The 21,675-nt window shown below is 49.3% G+C and carries 18 protein-coding genes and 4 pseudogenes; 7 read left to right on the top strand and 15 right to left on the bottom strand.

Features of this window, described 5'->3' with window-relative positions; all coding sequences use genetic code 11:
- Positions 1-95 precede the first annotated feature (95 nt).
- The 5 genes and pseudogenes from QJ48_RS26405 to QJ48_RS26385 all read right to left on the bottom strand — a co-directional run bounded on the left by QJ48_RS26405 (position 96) and on the right by QJ48_RS26385 (position 5,133).
- A pseudogene (locus QJ48_RS26405) lies at positions 96-494 on the bottom strand (SRPBCC domain-containing protein).
- On the bottom strand, positions 491-820 hold the full coding sequence (locus tag QJ48_RS26400) for a helix-turn-helix transcriptional regulator (protein ID WP_054976384.1): 330 nt from the start codon (positions 818-820) through the stop codon (positions 491-493). Before QJ48_RS26400 ends, QJ48_RS26405 begins: the two are co-directional and overlap by 4 nt.
- 678 nt (positions 821-1,498) lie before the next feature.
- Positions 1,499-2,683, bottom strand: a complete 1,185-nt coding sequence (locus QJ48_RS26395; RefSeq protein ID WP_054976383.1) for an aminotransferase class I/II-fold pyridoxal phosphate-dependent enzyme — start codon at positions 2,681-2,683, stop codon at positions 1,499-1,501.
- Positions 2,676-3,614, bottom strand: coding sequence for a D-alanine--D-alanine ligase (locus tag QJ48_RS26390; RefSeq protein WP_054976382.1), 939 nt, complete (start codon positions 3,612-3,614; stop codon positions 2,676-2,678). Before QJ48_RS26390 ends, QJ48_RS26395 begins: the two co-directional genes overlap by 8 nt.
- 28 nt (positions 3,615-3,642) lie before the next feature.
- A complete protein-coding gene (locus QJ48_RS26385; RefSeq protein WP_054976381.1) occupies positions 3,643-5,133 on the bottom strand; it encodes a PLP-dependent aminotransferase family protein in 1,491 nt (496 codons plus the stop codon).
- A 377-nt stretch (positions 5,134-5,510) separates the two neighbouring features.
- On the opposite strand from QJ48_RS26385, the gene QJ48_RS26380 reads away from it, so the two are divergent.
- The gene (locus tag QJ48_RS26380; RefSeq protein ID WP_054976380.1) at positions 5,511-6,008 is read left to right on the top strand and encodes a DinB family protein; all 498 of its coding nucleotides are present in this window, start codon (positions 5,511-5,513) and stop codon (positions 6,006-6,008) included.
- A gap of 115 nt (positions 6,009-6,123) precedes the next feature.
- Here the strand turns inward: QJ48_RS26380 and QJ48_RS26375 are convergent, their stop codons facing one another.
- The 3 genes from QJ48_RS26375 to QJ48_RS26365 all read right to left on the bottom strand — a co-directional run bounded on the left by QJ48_RS26375 (position 6,124) and on the right by QJ48_RS26365 (position 8,739).
- Positions 6,124-6,504 carry a hypothetical protein gene (locus QJ48_RS26375; protein WP_054976379.1) on the bottom strand — a complete coding sequence of 127 codons (381 nt, stop codon included), beginning with the start codon at positions 6,502-6,504 and terminating at the stop codon, positions 6,124-6,126.
- Between the two features lie 215 nt (positions 6,505-6,719).
- The gene (locus QJ48_RS26370) at positions 6,720-8,051 is read right to left on the bottom strand and encodes a cell wall metabolism sensor histidine kinase WalK (protein ID WP_054976378.1); all 1,332 of its coding nucleotides are present in this window, start codon (positions 8,049-8,051) and stop codon (positions 6,720-6,722) included.
- Position 8,052: 1 nt separating this feature from the next.
- Positions 8,053-8,739: a response regulator transcription factor gene (locus QJ48_RS26365; protein WP_054976377.1), complete on the bottom strand. Its 687-nt coding sequence runs from the start codon at positions 8,737-8,739 to the stop codon at positions 8,053-8,055.
- A gap of 198 nt (positions 8,740-8,937) precedes the next feature.
- On the opposite strand from QJ48_RS26365, the pseudogene QJ48_RS26360 reads away from it, so the two are divergent.
- From QJ48_RS26360 to QJ48_RS26350, 3 genes and pseudogenes are all read left to right on the top strand, one after another.
- A pseudogene (locus tag QJ48_RS26360) lies at positions 8,938-9,971 on the top strand (DJ-1/PfpI family protein).
- Positions 9,972-10,023: 52 nt separating this feature from the next.
- Complete coding sequence (locus tag QJ48_RS26355; RefSeq protein ID WP_054976376.1) at positions 10,024-10,674, top strand: DUF2306 domain-containing protein; 651 nt, start codon at positions 10,024-10,026, stop codon at positions 10,672-10,674.
- Between the two features lie 39 nt (positions 10,675-10,713).
- Positions 10,714-11,523 carry a DJ-1/PfpI family protein gene (locus QJ48_RS26350; protein WP_054976375.1) on the top strand — a complete coding sequence of 270 codons (810 nt, stop codon included), beginning with the start codon at positions 10,714-10,716 and terminating at the stop codon, positions 11,521-11,523.
- 174 nt (positions 11,524-11,697) lie between these two features.
- Here QJ48_RS26350 and QJ48_RS26345 read toward each other — a convergent pair whose 3' ends face one another.
- From QJ48_RS26345 to QJ48_RS26335, 3 genes are all read right to left on the bottom strand, one after another.
- Entirely contained in the window at positions 11,698-12,084 is a 387-nt protein-coding gene (locus QJ48_RS26345; protein WP_054976374.1) for a hypothetical protein, read from the bottom strand.
- Between the two features lie 222 nt (positions 12,085-12,306).
- Entirely contained in the window at positions 12,307-15,324 is a 3,018-nt protein-coding gene (locus QJ48_RS26340) for a WG repeat-containing protein (RefSeq protein WP_054976373.1), read from the bottom strand.
- A gap of 37 nt (positions 15,325-15,361) precedes the next feature.
- Positions 15,362-16,249 carry a LysR family transcriptional regulator gene (locus QJ48_RS26335; RefSeq protein WP_054976372.1) on the bottom strand — a complete coding sequence of 296 codons (888 nt, stop codon included), beginning with the start codon at positions 16,247-16,249 and terminating at the stop codon, positions 15,362-15,364.
- Positions 16,250-16,362: 113 nt separating this feature from the next.
- Here QJ48_RS26335 and QJ48_RS26330 point away from each other — a divergent pair, with 113 nt between their 5' ends.
- On the top strand, positions 16,363-17,760 hold the full coding sequence (locus QJ48_RS26330; RefSeq protein ID WP_054976371.1) for an MFS transporter: 1,398 nt from the start codon (positions 16,363-16,365) through the stop codon (positions 17,758-17,760).
- 88 nt (positions 17,761-17,848) lie between these two features.
- Here the strand turns inward: QJ48_RS26330 and QJ48_RS26325 are convergent, their stop codons facing one another.
- Complete coding sequence (locus tag QJ48_RS26325; protein WP_054976370.1) at positions 17,849-18,511, bottom strand: nitroreductase family protein; 663 nt, start codon at positions 18,509-18,511, stop codon at positions 17,849-17,851.
- A 190-nt stretch (positions 18,512-18,701) separates the two neighbouring features.
- Here QJ48_RS26325 and QJ48_RS26320 point away from each other — a divergent pair, with 190 nt between their 5' ends.
- Both QJ48_RS26320 and QJ48_RS36280 read left to right on the top strand, forming a co-directional pair.
- Entirely contained in the window at positions 18,702-19,292 is a 591-nt protein-coding gene (locus QJ48_RS26320) for a TetR/AcrR family transcriptional regulator (protein ID WP_054976369.1), read from the top strand.
- A gap of 34 nt (positions 19,293-19,326) precedes the next feature.
- Positions 19,327-19,506, top strand: a pseudogene (locus QJ48_RS36280) (nitroreductase family protein); the annotation flags it as partial.
- 516 nt (positions 19,507-20,022) lie between these two features.
- Here QJ48_RS36280 and QJ48_RS38985 read toward each other — a convergent pair.
- From QJ48_RS38985 to QJ48_RS26300, 3 genes and pseudogenes are all read right to left on the bottom strand, one after another.
- Positions 20,023-20,226, bottom strand: coding sequence for a hypothetical protein (locus tag QJ48_RS38985; protein ID WP_054976367.1), 204 nt, complete (start codon positions 20,224-20,226; stop codon positions 20,023-20,025).
- A gap of 60 nt (positions 20,227-20,286) precedes the next feature.
- Positions 20,287-21,060: a class I SAM-dependent methyltransferase gene (locus QJ48_RS26305; RefSeq protein ID WP_054976366.1), complete on the bottom strand. Its 774-nt coding sequence runs from the start codon at positions 21,058-21,060 to the stop codon at positions 20,287-20,289.
- 181 nt (positions 21,061-21,241) lie between these two features.
- Positions 21,242-21,663: pseudogene (locus QJ48_RS26300) on the bottom strand (tetratricopeptide repeat protein).
- Positions 21,664-21,675: the final 12 nt, after the last annotated feature.

The raw sequence follows: 21,675 nt of genomic DNA, 5'->3' as shown, positions 1-21,675 counted from the left end.
CAGCCGGTTTATGTTGATTCGGGTCAAGCAGGGTTCAACTGTCGTACCCATTAATTTAGCATTGGAGAAGGAGATGTTTTAGTACCGTAATGCGGTTATTGTTCCAATACCTTTTCAAGCTCGCCGCACCAATTAGTCCAGCCATACTTAGCTCCATTGAGTGCTTGAGCATTGGAGATTCCGGTTTGTTCGAGATGAAGGTTAACCTTTCCGTCCCCTAAATCCTGCAGCGTCCAGGTGACCGTGTGCTTCTCTCCTCCACTGGCCCATGTATAGGACAATCAGTTTGGTGCGTCCACGATAAGCACTTCGCCGTCAACAATTCCATCCCACCATTCGGTCGGCTGCGTGCGAAACTGAAAACGGTGTCCCACGACGGGCTTAAAATCATTTTCCATCGTCCACTTGGCGAGCTTGCTTGAATCGGTTAAGGCGGACCAAAGCTTCTCAATTGATGTCGTGTACTGAAAATCCAAGGATAATGTTAAACTCATTCCTCTTCCTCCTCTAATAGTTGGTTCAGGCGCAACAAATTCGAACTCCAGAACTTGCTATAGAAAGCCACCCAATCTTGAATTTCTTTGAGCGGAGAGGCGTTTAGCCTAAATCGCGTTTCTCTGCCGACTTTTCGGTCAAGGACCAGTCCGGCCTCTTTAAGAATTGCCAAATGCTTGGATACCGCTGTACGGCCCATTTGAAATTGTGCCGTCAACTCATGAAGCGGTATCTCCTCTTTCTCTGCTAACAGACGAATCAGTCGGCGCCTAGTTGGATCTGCAATCGCGTCATACACATCCCGCAACGGGTTGTTCTCGCTCACAACACTCTCTCCTAAATATTATTACCAATATTACTAAGGGACAGCCGTTATTTCGCCGCCCCCCTCGTAATTGTTACGAGTGAAACTTATTCAGGGTCCTGTCCAAATGACTAACTCTTAATTAGACACCATTTAGTGTCACTTTGATTATAGGCTACCATTTTGTGTCGTGTCAACCTCATTGAAAAAAGCCTCGGCGCAATGTACCGAAGCTTGTCTTCCAACGAATCACCTCCAACTAAGACTCCTAATTTAGTTGAATTAGCACCATTTGTGTTTTTCTGCGGGCCTGCCTGCCTTGCGCCAGAACTCCCCCTTTTCCCCATCATAAACGAAGGTGAATAGAACAGATCGATAGGACCAGAAAAGAAGGCGGGAGTTTCCTGTATAATAGAGACACACGCGCAAGTGCGTATTTGCAGGTTAATGGGCCTGGGGGCAAAACATATGAAAAAAAACAGTTCTTTCAAGCGGATGTGCGGATAAACACGATTTGCGATCCGCTTAAAGAGTACAAATCATGGATACGCCTCAGCTATTCCTATCTAAATGAGCAGCTATTGAGAGAAGGCATCCTGAGGCTTGTCGAATTGGCAGACAGGGGCAGCGGTTCATCTAAGAAACAACTGCAGTAAAGTTGAAGCTCTCTCTCTAGTTTCTTCCATATACGATGTTTCATCAAACCGGCTGCATCACCTGCATAAACCTTCCCATCCGCTCCAGCACCTTCTCCAAATCGACGAGCGAGGTTGCATAGGAGCAGCGAATAAAGCCCTCTCCGCCCGATCCGAATACATGTCCCGGCACGACCGCCACCTTCGCTTCCTCCAGCAGCCGAAGAGCGAACTGCTCAGATGACATCCCGGTAGAAGCAATTGAAGGGAAGGCATAGAAAGCCCCCTCAGGCTCGTGACAGGACAGCCCGATTGCATTCAAGCCGGCTACAAACAGCTTGCGGCGTTCATTGTAGCTCGCGATCATCTCATCCTTGGCAGCCAAGCCATGACGCAATGATTCGAGCGCGGCGATCTGTGCAATGGTAGGGGCGCACATGGCCGTGTACTGGTGGATTTTCAGCATGCCGGCTATCAACTCGCGCGGGCCGCAAGCATAGCCTACCCGCCAGCCTGTCATCGCGAACGCTTTGGAAAAGCCGCTGATGACAATTGTACGATCCTTCATGCCCGGCAAGGAGGCGATACTGACATGTTGTCGCCCATAAGTCAGCTCGGCATAAACTTCATCCGAAATAACAACCAAATTATGTTTAATAATGAGCTCTACAATCGGCCACCAATCCTGTTCCGTCATAACTGTTCCGGTCGGATTACACGGATAATTAATCATCAGAGCCTTTGAATGAGGCGTAATCGCCGCTTGCAGCGCTTGCGGTGTCAGCTTGAACCGCTCCTCTGCCGTAGCCGCCACCTCCACGATTTTACCGCCATGTAGACGGGTAATCGGTTCATAGGCAATATAGCTTGGCGCGGGAATCAGCACCTCATCACCTGGATTGATCACTGCCCGCAGCGCCAGGTCGACGGCTTCACTGCTCCCCACCGTCACGATGATTTCCTGCCCGGGGTCGTAGGAAAGCGCGAAGCTGCTGGTAAAATAAGCCGAAAGCTCCTCCCGCAGCTCCGTCAAGCCGGCATTTGAGGTATATTTCGTCTGCCCTTCACGCAATGCCTGAATGCAAGCTTCACGTACCTTATCCGGTGTAACGAAATCTGGCTCTCCGACTCCAAGGGCGATTGTATCTCCGCCTGCTGCATTCAGATCAAAAAAAGCGCGAATTCCCGATGGTCGAATATCCCGTACATGCGAGGATAAAAACCGCCCTGCACTATCTTCACTAAACATATTGCCCTATCCCCCATTCCTGTTTCCGCTCATGGAGCGAGCTGACAATAATACGGTCCAGCAGCTGTGTAAAGGTCATACCTGCTGCAGCTGCGCTCTTCGGAAGCAGGCTGCCCGCGGTCATTCCCGGTAAAGTGTTTACTTCCAGCACGTAAGGTACATCCTGACACAAAATCATATCGACCCTTGCATAGACCTTGCACCGCAGCAGCCGGTAGCTGGCAAGCGCCGCCTCACGCACACGCTGCTCAATAACGGGAGGAAGCTGGATCACCTTCTCCTCAGCGCCGCCGTCCTCGTATTTCGCTTTGTAGTCGAACCACTCCGAATGCGCGGGGCGAATGCCGATAATCGGTAATACCTCGCCATCCACAATCGAGCAGGTAAGCTCCGTCCCTTTAATATAGGGCTCAATCAAGATTGCCTGACCCAAACTGCAAGCCTCCCGAACGGCCGGCAGCAGCTCCTTCTCATTATGCACAAGCTGGATGCCGATGCTGGACCCCCCCATATTCGGCTTCACAATAACCGGGTAACCCAGCTGCTCCATCGCATGCGGATCATATTGGTCCATCCCCTGCCAGCAAAGGCCTGCAGGCGTATGCACGCCCACTGCCTTCAGCAGCATCTTGGACAGTTGCTTATTCATGCATAGGCTGCTTGCCAGGACACCGCTTCCTGTATATGGAATGCCCAGCGTCTCCAGCGCTCCCTGCACCGTGCCGTCCTCGCCATATTGGCCATGCAGCGCCAATAGCGCGAGATCGATGCCTGCCTGCTGAACCTGTGCGATTAAATCCGCTCGCTGATCGATCACAATTGGAACCACCTGATAGCGACTGCGATCCAAATGATGGATCATCTCTTGACCTGTCTGCAGAGATACCTCACGCTCAGAGGAAATACCACCCATAACAACGCCAATCTTCATCATGACACCTCATTTTTAATAAAAATCGTTATGCCTTAAGAAAGCTACGCGCCTGTCTGCCGATGATCTGAATACCCCGCTCGATATTTTCATCCGTTACTCGTGAAAAGCCAAGCCGCAATGTATTCGTCCCTTCGCCTTCTTGAATAAAAAACTTGTCTCCCGGTGTAAATATAACACCCTGTTCTGTGCAAGCTTCTAGCAGCTGGCGTGTATTTACGCCTGACGGGAAGGTAAGAAACAAATGCAAGCCCCCGTCGCCAGACAGTTGCACTTCAGGGAGATGTGCCTCGCAGCATGCCTTCGTCAGCTCATATTTGCGCTTATATTCCATCCGTGCTTTTTTTACATATTTATCGAAATTTCCATTGAGCAAATATTGATATAATATCGATTGATCGATTGTTGATGTATGAATGGTGCGTGCACGCTTAATGCTTTCCAGATTGTCGATCAGCGCCCGGTCTCCAAGCACCCAGCCCACTCGCAAGCCGGGAAACAGCACCTTGGAGAGGCTGCCAATATAGATTACTCCGTTGCCTTGCCCTGCCGTCGCTATTAATGGGGCAACATGCGCTCCCGAGTAGCGCAGCTCCTCATTGAATCCATCCTCGATCACCGGAATCTGATAGCGCATCATTATTTTCATAACGGCGCTGCGCTTCGCCGGCGACATGACGATGCCTGTAGGATTGTGATAGGAAGGAGTCAAATAGGCCAGATCGAAGCTGTTTGTCTGCTTCTGCAATACCGCCTCAAGCTGCTCCACATCCATACCGTCACGCTCCATTGGAATGCCGGTAATCTCAAATCCTTGCAGCTTCAAATTTTTGATCGCTGTATGATGGGTTGGATTTTCACAAATTGCCGCTCCGCGGCGCGCAGAAGGGCGCAGTGCCGACAGCACAATGTCAAACCCTTCCGTAAACCCGCTAGTAATCAGCATATCCTTGCCGCTTAGATCGATGCCCTTATTCTCCATATAACGCATCAGGTAATCGATCAGCGGCTTGTAGCCCTTGGCGTAGCCGTAGTTGAGCAGCACCTGCCCTTCGATTGCCATCCGATCCATAAAGGCTCGCCTTACATCCCCCAGATCAAACAGCTGCTCATCCGGAGCGATGCTTGTGAACGAGATGGTTCCTTTTTTGGCGCGAATGCCCTGCTTCATCATATCCAGCTCCACAGCCGATACAGCATACTCGTTCATTCTTGCCTTCCAGTCGATCTGCCAGGCGGCTGAGCCGTCATCTCCTCCGTTTTCTGCAGCCAAATGGCCCACCATAGCGGCCACATAGCTGCCTTTGCCGGGAATCGCATACGTAAATCCGTCATCCTCCAGGCCTTCATAGGCTGCAATGACTGTATTGCGGCTTACCTTTAGCAGACCGCTCATTTCTCGTGTGGAGAGCAGCTTCTGATCCGCCTGAAGCGCCCCTTTTATAATTAAACGTTTGACGTATTCTTTCACTTGTATCGCGGCCGGACGGTCACCGACGAGCTTGAAATCCTGGAACATCCTTCATCGCCCCCATCTATAATGATGGCATAGGAGACAAGAGAAAAAAAGAACCACCGCACTGGATTTTTCATCCTTCGGTGGTTCCTCCGCATTGTACCCCCTGTACGTCCTCATATCCGTACCTCGTTACCCTGCATTATTACCTCTCATCTACTCTTCTATATATGGAATGACCGGGCTCCCGAGCTCCACAAGTTGTTCATAGGCTTCTTAGTCGGTTCACAAGAAACTTCTCATGCTCCCTTCACCAAACTCATCCTCCTTATGTTTGCCCTGCATGTCGCACCGTCATCCGATGCCGAACGACCGAGTCAAGCCTTTCCACTCGACCGGGTTTATAGTATGCTAGCCATATAAGGGAGGAGAGGGAATCTATGGTGAAACAACTGATCATCGGAGACGCCATGCATGAGCTGGCCACTACGCGCCGCATCCTGGAGCGTTTGCCCGAGGAGCATATGACGTGGAAGCCGCACGTGAAATCGATGACGTTGGGCGGGCTGGCCACGCATCTAATCAACCTGCTGAACTGGCAAGTCGCGATTTTTCTTTACCCGGAATTCGATCTTTCGACCGTGCCGCTTCGGCGGGAACCTTTGGAAAGACGCGAAGACGTGCTGGAGGAATTCGACGCGAACGTCGTCAAGCTTGAAAAGCTGTTAGCCGAATGCGACGAGAAAACGCTCGGCGAGGAATGGACCTTGCGGAACGGCGACCATATCATCCTGCGCCAACCGCGGGCCATCGCGCTTCGCACCTTCGGATTAAGCCACATGGTCCACCACCGGGCGCAGCTCGGGGTTTATTTGCGGCTTCTCGATATTCCGGTGCCGGGCCTCTACGGTCCCTCGGCCGACGAGGAAGGCAAATGAACTAAGACGCGCCGAAAAGTCGCAGGGCATCGGCATGACCGCCGGTACTCTGCGACTGTTTTTTGTCTGTATAAATCCGTATTCTCCTCAATGCTTTCCCTAAGTTTCTCTCCTATTAGGGAATAACGTCAAAATAAATTTTTTTAACTAATTTTGGAGGTGTCCCATACCAATCGTCATATGTGTCCCAAACTTCAACAATTACCGTCCCAACTTTTTTCCCTGTGAAATAATTATTTGCTGTAAACGCTTCTCCCCTAATTGATACTTTACCCGTACTACTTGGATCAATTCTATGAAACCCATAGAAATCAACTGTCTTCAACTTGATGTCTTCGTACAATTTTAAAGTATAATGCTCAACCGGTGCGAAAGCTCGGTTCACTTCTTGATTCTCCGTTGAAAGCTGCTCTGTGGAGATTGCTGCCGAAACTCCCCCAGACATCAACGAAAACGTTAGAACTGTAACAAAAAGCACTTTTCCGATTATTTCCACACTATTTCCCCCTCCTTCGTTTTTTGTTATTGGGCGCTTAGTTCACGACAACTACACGATCCCGAAAGCCTAATCGCCCGAAATCAACTATATAATACCATATATCCAATATTTTGGATTGTTTAATTGTGAAAATATTCGCATCCACGAATTAACGTGAACCCCTTGTGACTGTTAGCATTGATGGAAAACATCCGTGAAGCTTGGATCAATTTTTAGTCCGGACCGTTTACAGGTAGCCAACCGGTCAGCAGAGCTCCACCCTCCGAATGGTTTCCAGCAGCAAGTTCCCCTCCGTGACGCCTAATAATTTTTTGGGAAATCGTCAACCCTAACCCGCTGCCTCCGGTCGAACGATTCCTCGATGTTTCACCACGATATAAAGGTTCAAAAGCCCACTGCAGTTCTACCGGTGAGAAGCCCGGTCCTGTATCGCGTATCGTAAATTTCACTTGGTCGCGATCTACATAGCATTGAACAACAATTTCACCATAGGATGGGGTATGCCGGACCGCATTATCCAAAAGGTTGTTGATGGAACGCTCCAATAAGTGCATGTCACCGCTAATGAAGCAGTCGTCTGCGGCATGGTTCGAGATCGAGATTTGCTTTTGCCGGGCTAGCGGACTTAGACTGTCAATCGACTGCTGGATTAGGTGTTTAAAATCAATCTTCTTGTAATGAAGCTTCATCTCCAAATAGTCCATCTTGGTAAATGTGAAAAGGTCCTCTACCAGCCGGTCCAATTGCGCCGATTTTTCCTTACATACCGCCAAATATTTAGCTATTTTCTCCGGAGATTGCGCAACTCCTTGCTCCAAACCATCCAAATACCCCCGCAAGGCAAACAATGGGGTCCGTAAATCATGCGCGACAGCAGCGATCACGAATCGACGTTCTTCTTCCAATTCCGTTTGTTTCTGAAAAGATTGTTGCAGCCCCTTCACCATCACTTCGAATCCGTCGCGGACTTCAGAGATTTCGGTGATCCCGGACCAAGGCAGCTTCACATCCCAATCCCCTGCGGCGATTTGTCTGGCTGCCAAGCTCATCCTTTCGAGGGGCTTAAGAAGGAATCTTCGCATGGCAACACCGATAATAATGAAAGCAAGCAATACTCCGGTAAACACCGAAATCGTCTGAACCGTATTGGACTTCGGCAGGTAAATGACGACCTTTCCGAGTATTTGACCGTTCTCTATGACGGAGAACCGTTCGGCTGACGACAAAGCGCCTTGACGCTCCGGATTAGACTGATAAATTTCCTGATCTGACGCAGATAAGATAGCTACCTCTATGTTCGCTTGCTGTAACTGGGTATGCAGTTGATTTTGCCAATTCGAGTCTCTCCATTTGTCCGGGTTCGTTTCAATCAGGTGCGTGATGTCGGTCAAATATCTTTGCAGAACCTCGTCTTGCGGTTGGCTTCTTGCGAAGCTGAGCGTTTTCGTCTCCATGAAGTGAGCCGTCACAAAGAAGATCCACGGCACCAACTGGATGAAAAAGAAGCACAGCAGAGTAAACGTACGAATGCGAATCGTTCTCATGTTATCCTCCCTCGAAGCGATACCCTACTCCCCATACGTTGACCAGGTATTGTGGATGGTTCGGATCGGTTTCGATTTTTTCGCGAAGTCGACCGAGATGCACCCGGATCGTATGCTTATCGCCTACCCCATCCCAAAATTTTGCAAGTAATTGTTGATAGGTAAAAACATGTCTGGGATGTTCGGCAAATAATCGCAGCAACTCGTATTCTCTCGGCGTGAGCATTACATTCCTCCCATCCACCGTCACTTCTCTTGTGGACAGATTTAGCTTGATGCGGCCAAAATCCAGGATCCTTCCCTCCGTTTGATGCGGAGAAGCGGAACGCCGCAATACTGCTTTTACCCTGGCTATGATCTCGCCGGGTGAAGCGGATTTGACGATATAATCATCGCCGCCGAGCGTCAGCCCTCGAATCTTGTCCACGTCATCGCTGCGTGCGCTCAAGAAAAGGATCGGAACGTTGCTTTCCGCCCGAATCCGGCGGCATAACTCAAATCCGTTTTGTCCCGGCATCATGATGTCAAGAATAATACAATGAACGGAACTCTGCTGGAACACGGCCCACGCTTGAGCGGTATCGCAAGCGGTTATCACGTTAAAGTTTTCATACTCTAAAAAGTCCCTCAATAGTTCGACGATACTTGGGTCATCGTCCACAACCAGTATCGTAGTTGCTTCGCTCATGAATATCCCACCTTTGTTTGAATTCCAGTTTATCATGTTTCCCGCAAGAAACTAACGTAACCATCTGATTTGTGATGGATTGTTATTGTTTTGTGACCTTTTTACAGCTTCGTTTGAGATATTCATTTGTTAAAATTCTTCTAAACGGATAAAGGAGGTATTCAACTACTTTGGATACGAGGAGGATGAGGATTACTGATGTTAACGGTTCAAATTGTACTTTTTGACGGCTTCGACCTTCTGGATGCCATTGCACCTTACGAAGTTTTTTGCGCCGCTGCCATGAATGCCGAAAACGCGTTAAGTGTAGAATTCGTCACCGCCGAAGGGCCGAGGGCCGTGACTAGCGGCATCAACGGGTTAAACATTGAAGCAAGCGGCAGCTTGAATCCGGAACGTGCGGGCATCATTCTCGTGCCCGGCGCAGCGGGTGACGTTGAAGGAGATGGCCCCGATTCCATCCCGGCTATTCTGGCCCGGGCCATGAACACGGAATTGACCGATAGGATTGGACGTGCGCTCGGGCAAAAAGACATCGTAGTCGCCACGGTATGCGGCGGCTCCCTGCTGCTGGCCATGGGAGGGCTCTTGGAAGGCAGACCGGCGGTAACACATCATCTGGGCATGAATGTACTTGAAGCAACCGGAGCCGTTTCCGTCTCGGCGCGGGTCGTGGACGATGGCAACCTGGTTAGCGGCGGCGGCGTAACTTCGGGACTCGATGTAGCGCTGTATCTGGTGGAACGTGAGCTTGGACCGCGTATCGCTCACGCCGTAGACGGTTGTTCGAATTTGAACGGAGGGGGACGGTTTGGAGAGCAGCAGGAATGGCACCTTTCCGTCCAAAAACATGGACAGGCGACGAATCGAACATCACGGCGAATAAAGCCCCAATGGCTTATGTCACCCCGGATAACAAACTCACACAGGCATCCGTCTTCGAAGGCGATTGGGATACGACAATCGCTACGCCAGTTGGGAAACTACAGGTTAAGCTCTCCATCTCAACACGGAATGGGGTGATCCAAGGCAAGGCCACTCAAGGGAATGAGACGGTAGAGTTGTTGAACCCAATCCTTCTGGATAACAAGCTTACTTGGTCCCTGCAAATCACGAAACCGATGCGCTTGAATCTGAAATTCGAAGTTGCCGCCGACGGAGATCGCATGACCGGAATCGCCAAGGCCGGCATGCTGCCGGCATCCAAATTAACAGGCAATCGCGTTTCCTGACCCGGAGCTGTGTATTTGGTCATAAATAAGGAGCCGCGGAGGTTCGGATCACATGAAGAAACGGAACATACTATCCGGCCTTTTGGCTGGCGTCACGATTTTATTTATCCTCTACGCCTTGGTGGACAATTATATTATCGATCCCGGAGCCGAGGGATTTTTAAGCCATAAAACCGGACTCAAGCGGGAGCTGAATCTCCCGGTTTGGTTAAACGTGATGTACGTTCATGTTGCATTTGCCTGCATCGCCATGGCGGCCGGGCTGCTCAACTTTTCCAACCGAATTTTGGAAAAAAACCGCAAGTTCCATCGCATCAACGGCTACATTTATTTCGTGTCCGTACTTCTTGTCGTGCTGACTTCCGGATACATGGCGCCTTACGCCACCGGAGGAAAAATAAGCAGCATGGGGTTCAATGCACTGAATATTATATGGCTGTTTATCACAATAACGGCGCTCGTCCAAATCAAAATGAAACGGATCATCCGGCACCAAAACTGGATGATCCGAAGCTACGCTTTTTGTTTTACGAACATGTTCATTCATCTCATCACCTTTCTTTTTCATCAGGGTTTCGGTCTTGTTTACGCTACCAGCTATACCATTGGCGTCTATAGCTCCATTGTGCTGCTGCTGGTCATTCCTGATTTCATCATTAGAATGAACGGTTCATCCGGAGAAGCTGCGGTTCCCCATCAATGAGGTGGTCCACTCACCTCCAATCGAAAGGAATGGATAAGGTTGAAAATTTTTTTTGGATTGCTCCTGTCGTTTGTCCTGGTGCTAAGTCTGGTTGCCCCGGCAGCAAGTGCGCAAACAAGCGAGAATCATGATGCATTCAAGGACAAAAGTGTGCATGTTCAAATCGTTTTATTCGATGGCTTCGATCTGTTGGATGCCTTAGCGCCATATGAAGTATTCGCTGCTGCGGGAATGTACTCGGGAGGAGCTGTTACGCTGGAATTGGTCTCCGCAGAAGGCAAGCGCTCTGTCCCGAGCGGTATGAATGGGCCCGCCCTCGAAGCGCAAGCGGCATTAGATCCGAATCGTCCGGGGATTATTTTGGTGCCTGGAGCTGCGGGTAAACCGGCGGGAAATTCGGAAGATGCCATCCCGAATATATTAGGGCAGGCCATGAAGACAGGTTTACCGGATTTGCTGAAGCAAGCTGTTGACAATAAGGAAGTCACTGTGGCTACCGTATGCGGAGGTTCATTGCTGCTTGCTATGAAGGGTTTGTTGAAAGATAGACATGCCGTAACAAACCATTTGGGCATGGCTGCTTTAAAAGCTGCCGGTGCAATTCCGGTTGATGCAAGAGTCGTTGTAGACGGTCCTCGCCTCGTGAGCGGCGGAGGCGTGACTTCGGGACTTGACGTGGCCTTGTATTTGGTTGAGCGTGAGCTAGGGCCTCGAATCGCGAATGCCGTCGAAAAGTTATTCGAGTACGAGCGAAGAGGCACAGTGTGGAAAGCGGAAGGCGTTACGCCGATCGACTTTACGACGAGTCAGGAAGCATCTAAAGAAGCACAACCTGCTGCTGCTATGTAAGGAAACCAATATGCTTAACTGATTTGCTCGGCTCTGGGGAGCACCGAGAATAAGGGATAAAGCGATTCTTGGCGGAATCGATCTCGGTGCACCCGGGCCTGCTATTCCTCGCTTGCCCGTATCGTTTAAGCCAACTTGAGAAAAAGAAATGCCCCGGAATCGGCGAAAGTCGCCTCAACCGCCGGACCCGTTGACGCCGAAGGCGATCAAGCCGAGTGCAACCGTGTAAAGCATCCAGCCAGGATGACGGCCGCGTGTCGCCCAAAGGTTGACGAGAGCGCCATACAGGTAGGAACTGCCGACAAGCAGGCTAATCGCAAGCCTTACGTCCTTCTCGAACCAGAGCGCAGAAGCGATCAAGGCTAGACCGCCGAGAAACCAGTTGAACGTACTGAATTGCAAGAGTGACGGCACGAGCTTTTTGACTAACGTTAGCTCGTCGGCTAGAGCAGACTTCGTCAACGGCCTGATCATGAGCCGTTGGGTCAGACTCCCGTGAATCACCGCCACGCCACTTCCGATAAGCCCAGCCATCACCAAGGCTGCATCTTGCCAATTCATGTCAATCCCTCTCCTTTTTTATGCCCATAGTTCTTTTTAGTACGAATTCGTAGTAAATGTGTAAAAGAAGAGTCCAGATTACTACGAAATCGTAATATAAGTCTGAACTCAATTTAATACGTTTTCGTAGTAATGTCAATACTTTCATTTGACTGGACAGAAAATCCCCTCCAAGCAAACAGTAAGGACTTATCCTTTACGGTCTACTTAGAGGGGATACGATCAGTGCATTGCACCAGGGTTTCTGCTAGCCTCAATCATCCGCTTAATCTGATCGGTCACCTTTCGGGAAAACACCTGGTCAAACGTCTCAACGGGAATCTCTTGCGCCAGCAGCGGTCTGAGCACATTCGCCTCAAACTCATCCCAATTATCCCGAGTGTAGATAAAGGTGCCAAACCCTTTTCCGGGAGTAAAGTAAATATACTCTTGACTATGGTCGTCCATCTGCGACAAGCCGCAGATCTGACAATGAACCTCCAGCCAGTACAATTCTTTCTGCGTCAAACGCTCCTCGAACTCCCGGCGCACTCCCCACACATCATTGATTAGCGAAAACATCCCTTGAATTTTCATAGGAGGCACAAGTTCCGGATGTAGCCCGTGTACAAGGCCAGGCACCAGCATAAATTGACGAAGTGCATCCGGCAAGGCAAACCCTAATTCCTTTTCAGCTTTAGCAATCATGTCCTCCCTAAACGCAAGGGAGAGAATGGGCCCGAATTCCTTTTCCACTTGCGAGTTGAATTGGCTAAATGTTTCGTATGCCTTGTGGTACCGGGTCACTGCCTCCATAGCGGTTTCCTGTGCAGGTGCCTGTACATATTCTTGATCGACATCATGGCTGCTTTTCAAAAAGGCCTGGTACTCTACTGAGTTTATCGCATTTGCCAGTCGAGGCTCGTCTCTCAGATACGGTGACCCCATGGTTTGCATCCGCTGAAGAAAAGCAAATGCCTTCGCTTTCTCAGTGGGGTCAAACTCACTCAGCTTCAGGAGCAAAAGCGCTCTGGTGTCATAGAAATATTCAAGTACCGCTTCACCCTCGTTCGGTTTCGCCACTTTGAAGCAAGCCTTTACATGTTCCCAGGCTGTCAGGCATTCCTCTTTGGTAACAGCGCGTTCCATCAGCTCCCGTGCGAGCATATTATGGCAAGCGCGCAGCGTTTGGCGGGGCTCCGGCCGGTAGTTGAACAACATCCTCGGGGAGACATCGGCAATCGCTTCGCGGCAGGTCTCGAGCGCTTCTTCTACCCGCCCCAATTGATACAGCGCATTCCGCTTGCAGTCATAGATCCAGCTCATGTGCGTGACATCTACATCCGTGGAATCTGAGGCGAGCTCCTCCATTTGGAACGCCAAATCCAGAACTTCCTCATGTTCCTCCGCATCCATATGAGCCTGTGCCTCTTTCACCAGCTTCTCAAACTGATCGAGATCGAATGTCTTGTCATTTTCTTGGGTTTCTTCCTCGTTTGTACTGTATTCGTTCTCGGCATCCTCCTCATCATCGTATTCCAAATCCTCTTTGCATCCTGCAGCAAGCCACAGCCGGTGGACAAAATCGCCATCGCCATATTCAGTGAACCATTCCAGCACCAGATATTTGCCGTTCACTTCCCATACCTTGCTAATGTTGTTATCGCCCCAGCGCAGCATGATAGACGCATCGGGCAGCGGGTCGCCAAAAGAATCGGAAAGACGCTCAGCGATCACTGCAAAATACTGCTTAAACGCCTTTCTTTCCCATTCTCCGAGAAAAGGGTAATGCCCGTAATGCTCCTCGCTCACATAGGTGCCTGCCAGGACCTCCATCGCGCCTCTTTTTTTATACTCGTCGATCTCATCTTCATCCTCTTCCGATAGATCGTACACATCCCGTTCATACTGGCCATAGGGATAAAAATCTCTAGGTTCCGCATTCAAGAGGTCTTGTGCGGCAGCCGTAATATCTCCCTCCCAATATTGGATATCCTCAAAATGCTGGGCAGGCCGCTTGCACAAAAACGGACTCTCGACAATAAATGTATCCTTCTCACCTTCGCTTTGCCATACGATTCTTCCCTCAGCATTCAATAGCCGCAATACACGCTCCTGGGGATTCCCAGTCTCCTCCACCTGCAGTCTGCAAACTTCCCTTCCAGCAGCGTCCACGTAGACGACTTCGCCCTGCCGGATAAGAAACGGAGCCATTCCCTTGCCGCCATAAAAGCCCAGCACCCAGCCTTCATGATCCGTCAGCGGCTCCACATAAGGCATTTCCCGGAACTGGCCGTCCATCGTAAGAATCCCCCAGTTATCCTTGCGAAGAACGACACTGGCGCCGCACTCATGAAAAGGATCGGCCCAGTACTGCGGCGGGATCACCATCGTACCGGTACGATCGAAGAAGCCGATACCTCCGCCATAAGGCACATCTTCTTTTGCCAGCCCGCACAACATTTGGTCCGAGATCGACGTTCCCTCGACGATCACGTCGCCCTTTGTATTCAGATAACCCTTTCTTATGTTCATCATATCGGTATAATCACTGAAAAAAGCGAGCCCCTCTTCGTTGAACTCTTCGATACGTGAATAGGTCGGCTGCACGATCCATTCGCCTTGCGTATCGATCAATCCCCATAATTTACGTTTCTTTGCGGGGGCTATGCCATCGCTTGTATACATGCTGACATCTGTAAATTGCGGGGCAATCACCATTTCGCCTTTCATATTGATAATCCCACAAGCGGAGCCCCCCTGCTTTTTCACGGCAGCCAGCCCGATCGGCGAAAAGAAGCCTGCCTCGGCAAACGGCCCTTCGATGACGACTTGTCCCGTACAATCGATATAAGCATAACCATTGTGCAATCGAACCGCCGCCAAACCTGCGTGAAATGGCAGCGCCTCCTGAAACTGGGGTTGGATTTTGATCTCGCCGTTTAAGTCTACATAGCCCCATAGCCCTTCTTTTTTGAATCTGGCCATGCCCTCCTCGCCAAAAATGCGCGCATCCTCCAAAGTCGGCTCGATCAACCATCTGCCGTTTTGATCCATATACCCCCATTTTTCGTTTAAGTCCTGAGCAGCAGTAATGTAACCTCCCTTACCATTTGGAGTAAAGTTATGTACTTTAAGCAAATTCGGCTCGCGAACAAGATTTCCATTAACGTCGATCAACGCATTACGTAGCCCGAGCGATTTTTCGAATGGAAAACGTACGACATAGGGTGGATGAAACACGTTGCTATTTTCCGTCATGACCGCTTCTCCTCTGCATATTATTGGTGCAGCACGATTAAATGATCTGCTTGGATAGTGCACCAAAATATTCTACAACTACTTCACGGAATTCCAATGCGGCCCGCGAAATGTACCGACTCTTGTGCCATAATAAAGCAATCTCCCGTACTAATTCGTGGTCCTCTACCCGGAGGTATTGAATATGTTCCCGCGGATTCATGGCCGTGCTTGGTATGAAGCCAATGCCAATTCCGGCCTCCACAAGAGCGCTTAGCCTGGCAGGCTCATTTCCCTCATACACATATTTAGGTGCAAATCCGGCCGATTGGCATACGGAGTCTATTAAATCGCGAGTAAGGTAACCCCTCTTTACACCGACAAACCATTCGTCCCTTAGTTCTGCCAAGGATACGCTGGTTCGGTCTGCCAGCCGATGCCCCTTCGGAACAGCTACAAGGATGGGGTCGACGAACACGATTTGGCATTCGATGTCATCCCCTTGCATTGGGGGTGAGGACAAGCAGAAATCGACCTCTCCACGATGAAGAAGCGTTATCATTTCTTGCGTGGTCAGCATTTGCACATGAAATTGGATATGGGGATGCTTTTTCCGAAACTCTCGCAGGATTTGGGGCAGCGTGCTTGCGTTGGTCACCGCCAATTCGAGTGTGCCATGTTCCGGGCTGGACAAGTCGCTAATCTCCTGCTTCCCCTGTTCCAATTCAAACAACGCCCTTTCCGCACGACGAAGAAATCTGCTTCCGTATTCATTCAACCGCAGCTTCCTCCCTGTCCGATCAAATAGAGGGACCCCCAGATCCTCCTCCAGGCGCTGAATCGTTTTGCTTAGCGACGATTGAGTAACATGCAGAGCTCGTGCCGCTTCGGTCACATGCTCCAATCGAGCGACCGCGAGAAAATATTGCAGTTGAAGAAGCTCCATAACGCACCCTCCGTTCATTCCTTCAAGTCAATGAAATTATAGCATAAAATGCGTTGGAATAAATGTTCGATTTCAAGTACGATGACATCAATACACTTTGAGGAGGGCCAAAAATGGGGGTTCGCGGCTGGTGGTTGATGATTTCTGTTGGGCTTGGGGTACTACTGAACCCATTGAATTCTTCGATGATTGCTGTTGCTATTGCAAGGCTGCAAAATGTTTACCAACTTGACTTTACAGGTGTCTCCTGGATTATTTTTTCATTTTACATTGCGAGTGCTATCGCTCAACCTGTGATGGGAAGGGCCAGCGATTTATTCGGTCGCCGAAAGATATTTATTACCGGGCTTGTTGTAGCTTTCATTGCATCATTATTAGCTCCGCTATCGCCAAACTTTGGGTGGCTCCTCGTGTTCCGCATTGTGCAATCGATCGGAACAAGCATGATGGTTGCCGTTGGAATGGCCATCGTGCGAATTTATATTACGGAGAAACAAGCGACGGCACTGTCTGTTTTGTCCATATTCCTATCTGGAGCGGCAGCCATTGGACCCTTTATTGGCGGGGTTTTGATTCACTGGTGGGATTGGCCCGCGATCTTTCTCGTCAATATTCCGTTCGTGGCGGCGAGCTTTCTATTCGCTTGGAGGACCATTCCTAAGGACGAAACGCCAACATCTGCTGCTCGCAGCATGTCCTTTCGTAAATGGTTTGATTTGATTGATGGGTCAGGGATCCTGCTCTTCACCGTGGGTCTGGTTACCCTGCTCGTTGGACTACTGTCGGCAAAATCATCTGGGCACGTATCATTTTGGTATATCATTGTCGGGTTGATAGGCCTCGTTATACTGGGGGCTTTCGTACGACATGAGTTAAAAGCGACGTCACCCTTTATTCCTTTGCGCACATTCGCCAAATATCCTGCGATGACTTGGGTCAATATCCAATTCATGCTCGTTAACATTCTTTTCTACGCACTCTTTTTCGGGCTTCCGTCCTACCTGCAAATGGTACGTCATGTCAGCGAATTCCATACAGGGATTCTTATGTTAAGTTTAGGCTTGTGCTCGCTCGTTGCTTCTCCATTGGCAGGACGATGGATCGATAAATCAGGACCCAGGCCGGCATTGCTCGTATCCGCAATGTTAATGACATTGGGGTCAGTGTGGATCGTGACATTGAATCAAACTTCGCCGGTGATCAGTGTGTGTTTGGCTTTAGCTGCTTTCGGAATTAGTAACGGGTTGAACAGTGTCGGAATGCAAGCGGCCTTGTTCCAAAGTTCTCCAAAAGAAATCATCGGTGTAGCATCCGGATTATTTAATACATCAAGATACTTGGGAACCATTCTCTCTTCATTGTTGACAGGCATCGTCATGGGAGGTAAGTTCAGCTTCGAGGGATTTCGATGGCTTGGGGTGATCCTCACGGTAATTGCATTGTCGTTGTTATTCATGAGTTGGCGGCGCTGGAAGTCGGGGCAATGGGAAGAGCTTGAATTTCGTAAATGAACGCCTTGTTGGAATTAGAATGCGTAGAACCTGTAAAAGACCTTAGCTCGCCGCTCTTGATGCGGATGCGAAGGTCTTTTACAGGTTCTTATTCGTTAGGCATTTCGTTAAAAAAAGCTACATCCTCGATTGGCAGCCTCGTCGTCGGATGACCGGGCTTCGCCGCCTTGCCGATGGCGATCAGCATAATCGGAACATACCGGTCTGATATGCCGAAAGCTTCCGTGAACTTTTGTTTGTCATAACCGGCCATCGGTACCGTATCATAACCTTTGGCGCGGGCGACAAGCATAAGTTGCATCGATACTAGCCCGCCGTCGGTATAAACGATTTGACGGATAGCCTCGGGCGGCATGCTTGAATACATACCGGTATAGCGCTCAACAAATGATTTTGCCGTATCCGCAGGCATGAAACCCGCATCGACAGTCTGGCCGTAAATTTTCTCGGCCATCCGGATGTTCTCGAGGTCTCCAAGAACGGCGATGACAGCCGAAGCCTCGACCACTTGCTGTTGATTGAATGCGATCGGAAGCAGCTTCTGCTTCAGCTCCGGCGAGTCGATAACGAGGAACCGCCACGGCTGCAGGTTAGCGGCCGAGGGAGCCAGCGTGGCTTCCCGCACTATTTCGGTCAATTCCTCCCGCGAAATCTTAACCTCGGGATCATAGCCACGAACCGACCGGCGTTCTCGAATAACATCAAAAAAAAGTTGTTGCTCCATCGTTTGCGACGGTTGTGAAACCGACATGGTTCTCTCCTCCTCTTGGAAATGCGTCATTCAGCATTCTGTATCAATACAACAGTAGTTGCTTGAACAACACTTGTTGTATTGATATGTTATAATAACAACCGAATGGTACGCAACCATCAATATCCATAAACCGTTGCATAGACAACACTATTTCTATAATGTCGTTTTATTTGGGAGGTCCTTAACCATGATAATGAAAAAGAATGAAGCTGATCCTCGTGTGATACGTACACGGCGACTCCTTCAGGACGCTTTCGCTTCATTAATTCAAGAAAAAGATTTTGAATCGATAACCGTAAGGGATATTGCAGAGCGGGCTACTGTAAACAGAGCGACTTTTTATGCGCATTTTGCAGATAAATTCGAAATTCTCGAGTCCAGACTCACAGAATCTTTTATGACAATCATAAATCGTAGAATAAGCGGTCACAAAATATTAAATGAAGAAACCATTCAGAGTATTTTTCTGGGTGTATGCGATTTTCATAAGGATCTAAGCACCATGTGCAAAAGACGGTATAATTCGCTTGGACCTGTATTCGAAATTCAAATAAAGGAAAAAATTCAAAAGATACTTCTTTCCTTTATAGACAAAGACAAGATGCTTTCGAATCCAAACGCGCAATTCTTACTAAATACAGCTTCTATCATGTTAAGTTGGGGTATGTATGGAGCAGCTTACGTTTGGAACAATGAAGGGCGTCTAATATCTGCGGAATCATTCGTTAAACAGACCATGCCCTTAGTGATGAACGGGGCCAAAGAACTGCTGGACTAGGTCCTGTCTGGAAATTTCCCATACGGCGATGATCGCTCAGATCGAAGAAGCTTACGCGGGCGATTCTTCCTCCTATCGGCGAGACGAAGCGATTCGCAACGCCTCGCTGGCCGCTATGCAGCCTATGCTTGCGGCGAAAGCAAAAGGTCTCGACTCGGGCCCGTTGGTTGGCTTCGACGCCAACGCCTTTGTCAAAGCGTTCCATGTGCCGCCGATGTTCCCGTGCCGCGAAGCGCGATGTCAAATCTTTCTGATTGGAAACAATCCCATCCATACGCAAAAACGCAGCCTTATCCGGCTGCGTTACTTTTCTTCACTTCAATTTATCCCATCGTTTCGAAAAAACGAATCAACCGAAAGGTGGATAGGCAAGGTTTGGCGCATCCTCGGGATCTAAGTTCGACATTAAAACCTAAATGACCCGTAAGATGGTCAAAGTGTCCATCTTACGGGTCATAGATCAGAAGGTCATAGACCAAATTTCCGAACTGTCTTATATCTTTTAAATAACTATATTCGCCGGTATTGGTTAACTGGTTATACATTCGTACGACGACTGCATCATACTCCGGAATAACTAAGCATGCGCATCCCGTTATGCCAAGTATTTGATAAGAACTACCTGGCAAACGTTCACCTACTTGGTTCAAAGGAGTATCGCTTTGAAGCCACCATATATAACCGTTGCGAGGCAAATGAAGCGGAACCGTCTTCGGCGTGGCCAGTAAGGTTACTCGTTCAACACGTTGAATTGACTTTTTTGGTTCACCGGCTGTGAATCTTCGGGAGAGTCATGTCTTCCTGAATACCACTCATTTACAATAGTATCGTTTTTAATAATATAGGTGGCTGCTGCCGTGGCATGGATAGCCAATTGTATGTTATATACGTATTCATTGAGGCTTTGAAAATGATTGGTATTCAATTTCAGCAAGCTGCATGTCTCCTTTTCCTTGGCATAGGCGATAAGAAAAAGCCAAAACTGTTTATCCCCTTACGCCGGTGGTTTGATGGCTACGATGCGCAATCGGCGGGTGTCGGCCATCCATTGACCTCCCCGGTCAACGTGAGGCTTAACCTTTGCCTCGATGGTTCGGTAGATCGACGTTTTGTCTGCCGGGGTGACGTCCGGGAAGAAATAATCGGCGAACTTATCCAACCAGTTCCGTAGCCCTGTCTCTCCCTTCAGCGGAGTTGGCTTGTCGAAGTGCTGAGCCAACGTGACGCTGAAGCCCGTCTGCTCTAGAAGGCTGGAATATTCGCCAATGGTGGGAAAATACCACGGATTCCGACCCGCCCATGTATAACCATGTGTCTCCAGCGCCTCCTCCATCGCGTTGGTTAGCAGGGCGACATTGCCGCTGCCGGCGAATTCGGCAACGAATCGGCCGCCATCCCGCAGGGCCAGCCATATGGAGTTGACAACGGCAGGAGCATCCTTGATCCAATGCAACGCTGCATTGGAGAACACAGCGTCAAAGCGGACATCTGTGCGGTAATGACAAACATTTTCTACCTGAAAATTCAGTTCAGGGTATTTCTGTCTTGCCTGCCTAACCATCTCCTCCGACAGATCGATACCTGTAGGTATCGCTCCGGCGGCTGCGATCTCGGCCGTCAAGTTCCCATTCCCGCAGCCCACGTCCAGGATTCGCTCTCCGGGTCGGGGCTGCAGCAAGGTCAAGACCCCGCCCCCCGGCTTAGCGACAAAATCTTGGTTTTCATCAAATACTTCTGAATTCCGGTGACGGTCGCTTTCGAATTTCATATTCCCCACCCCAATTACAGACTTAATGTGTCCATGATAGCCATAATATTAAGGCCTGTCAAGAACCCTTTGTCGGCAATGGGATAAAGTTCTTGCCTTTTGCTCATGACAACAACATTATCCCATAAAACAAAAAAGCCGCGATTTACGTGGCAATTCACGAAATAATGTTACTGAAATTTTAAATTTCTATTTTTGTCTCAAAAAATTCAAGATACTTCGGGTCATCTTCCATAAAATGGCAATACCGCCACCCATGTAAGCCCGGGTTAGCTCGTCTGCTGCCTTCTCTAGGTTTTCCTGTTCATAGTACAACTGCCCTAGCCGAAGATGAATATAGGGGTTACCCAACCCCTTCGGACACTGTACCGCATTAAAAAAGCATTTGAATGCCTTGTCGTAATTCTTCATTCGAAAATGAACATCCCCAATAGCCACGTACAACCACGCAGCGGCCTCCCATTCTTGATGGTTTTCCGGCAATAAGCGGAGAGCCGCAACATACTTATGCTTGCCCGCCTCAAGATCGCCCGCCTTCACCAAATCATCGCCTTGTTTAGACAGAGCGGTAATTTCGGAATAGGTGGAATCAGAAAGTTGCACTGCCACCCCTCC

Source organism: Paenibacillus sp. A3, from assembly GCF_001399685.1.
In the GTDB taxonomy this organism is placed as follows: domain Bacteria; phylum Bacillota; class Bacilli; order Paenibacillales; family NBRC-103111; genus Paenibacillus_G.
Note: the sequence above shows the minus strand (reverse complement) of the source record. Positions and strands in the feature narration are given on the sequence as shown.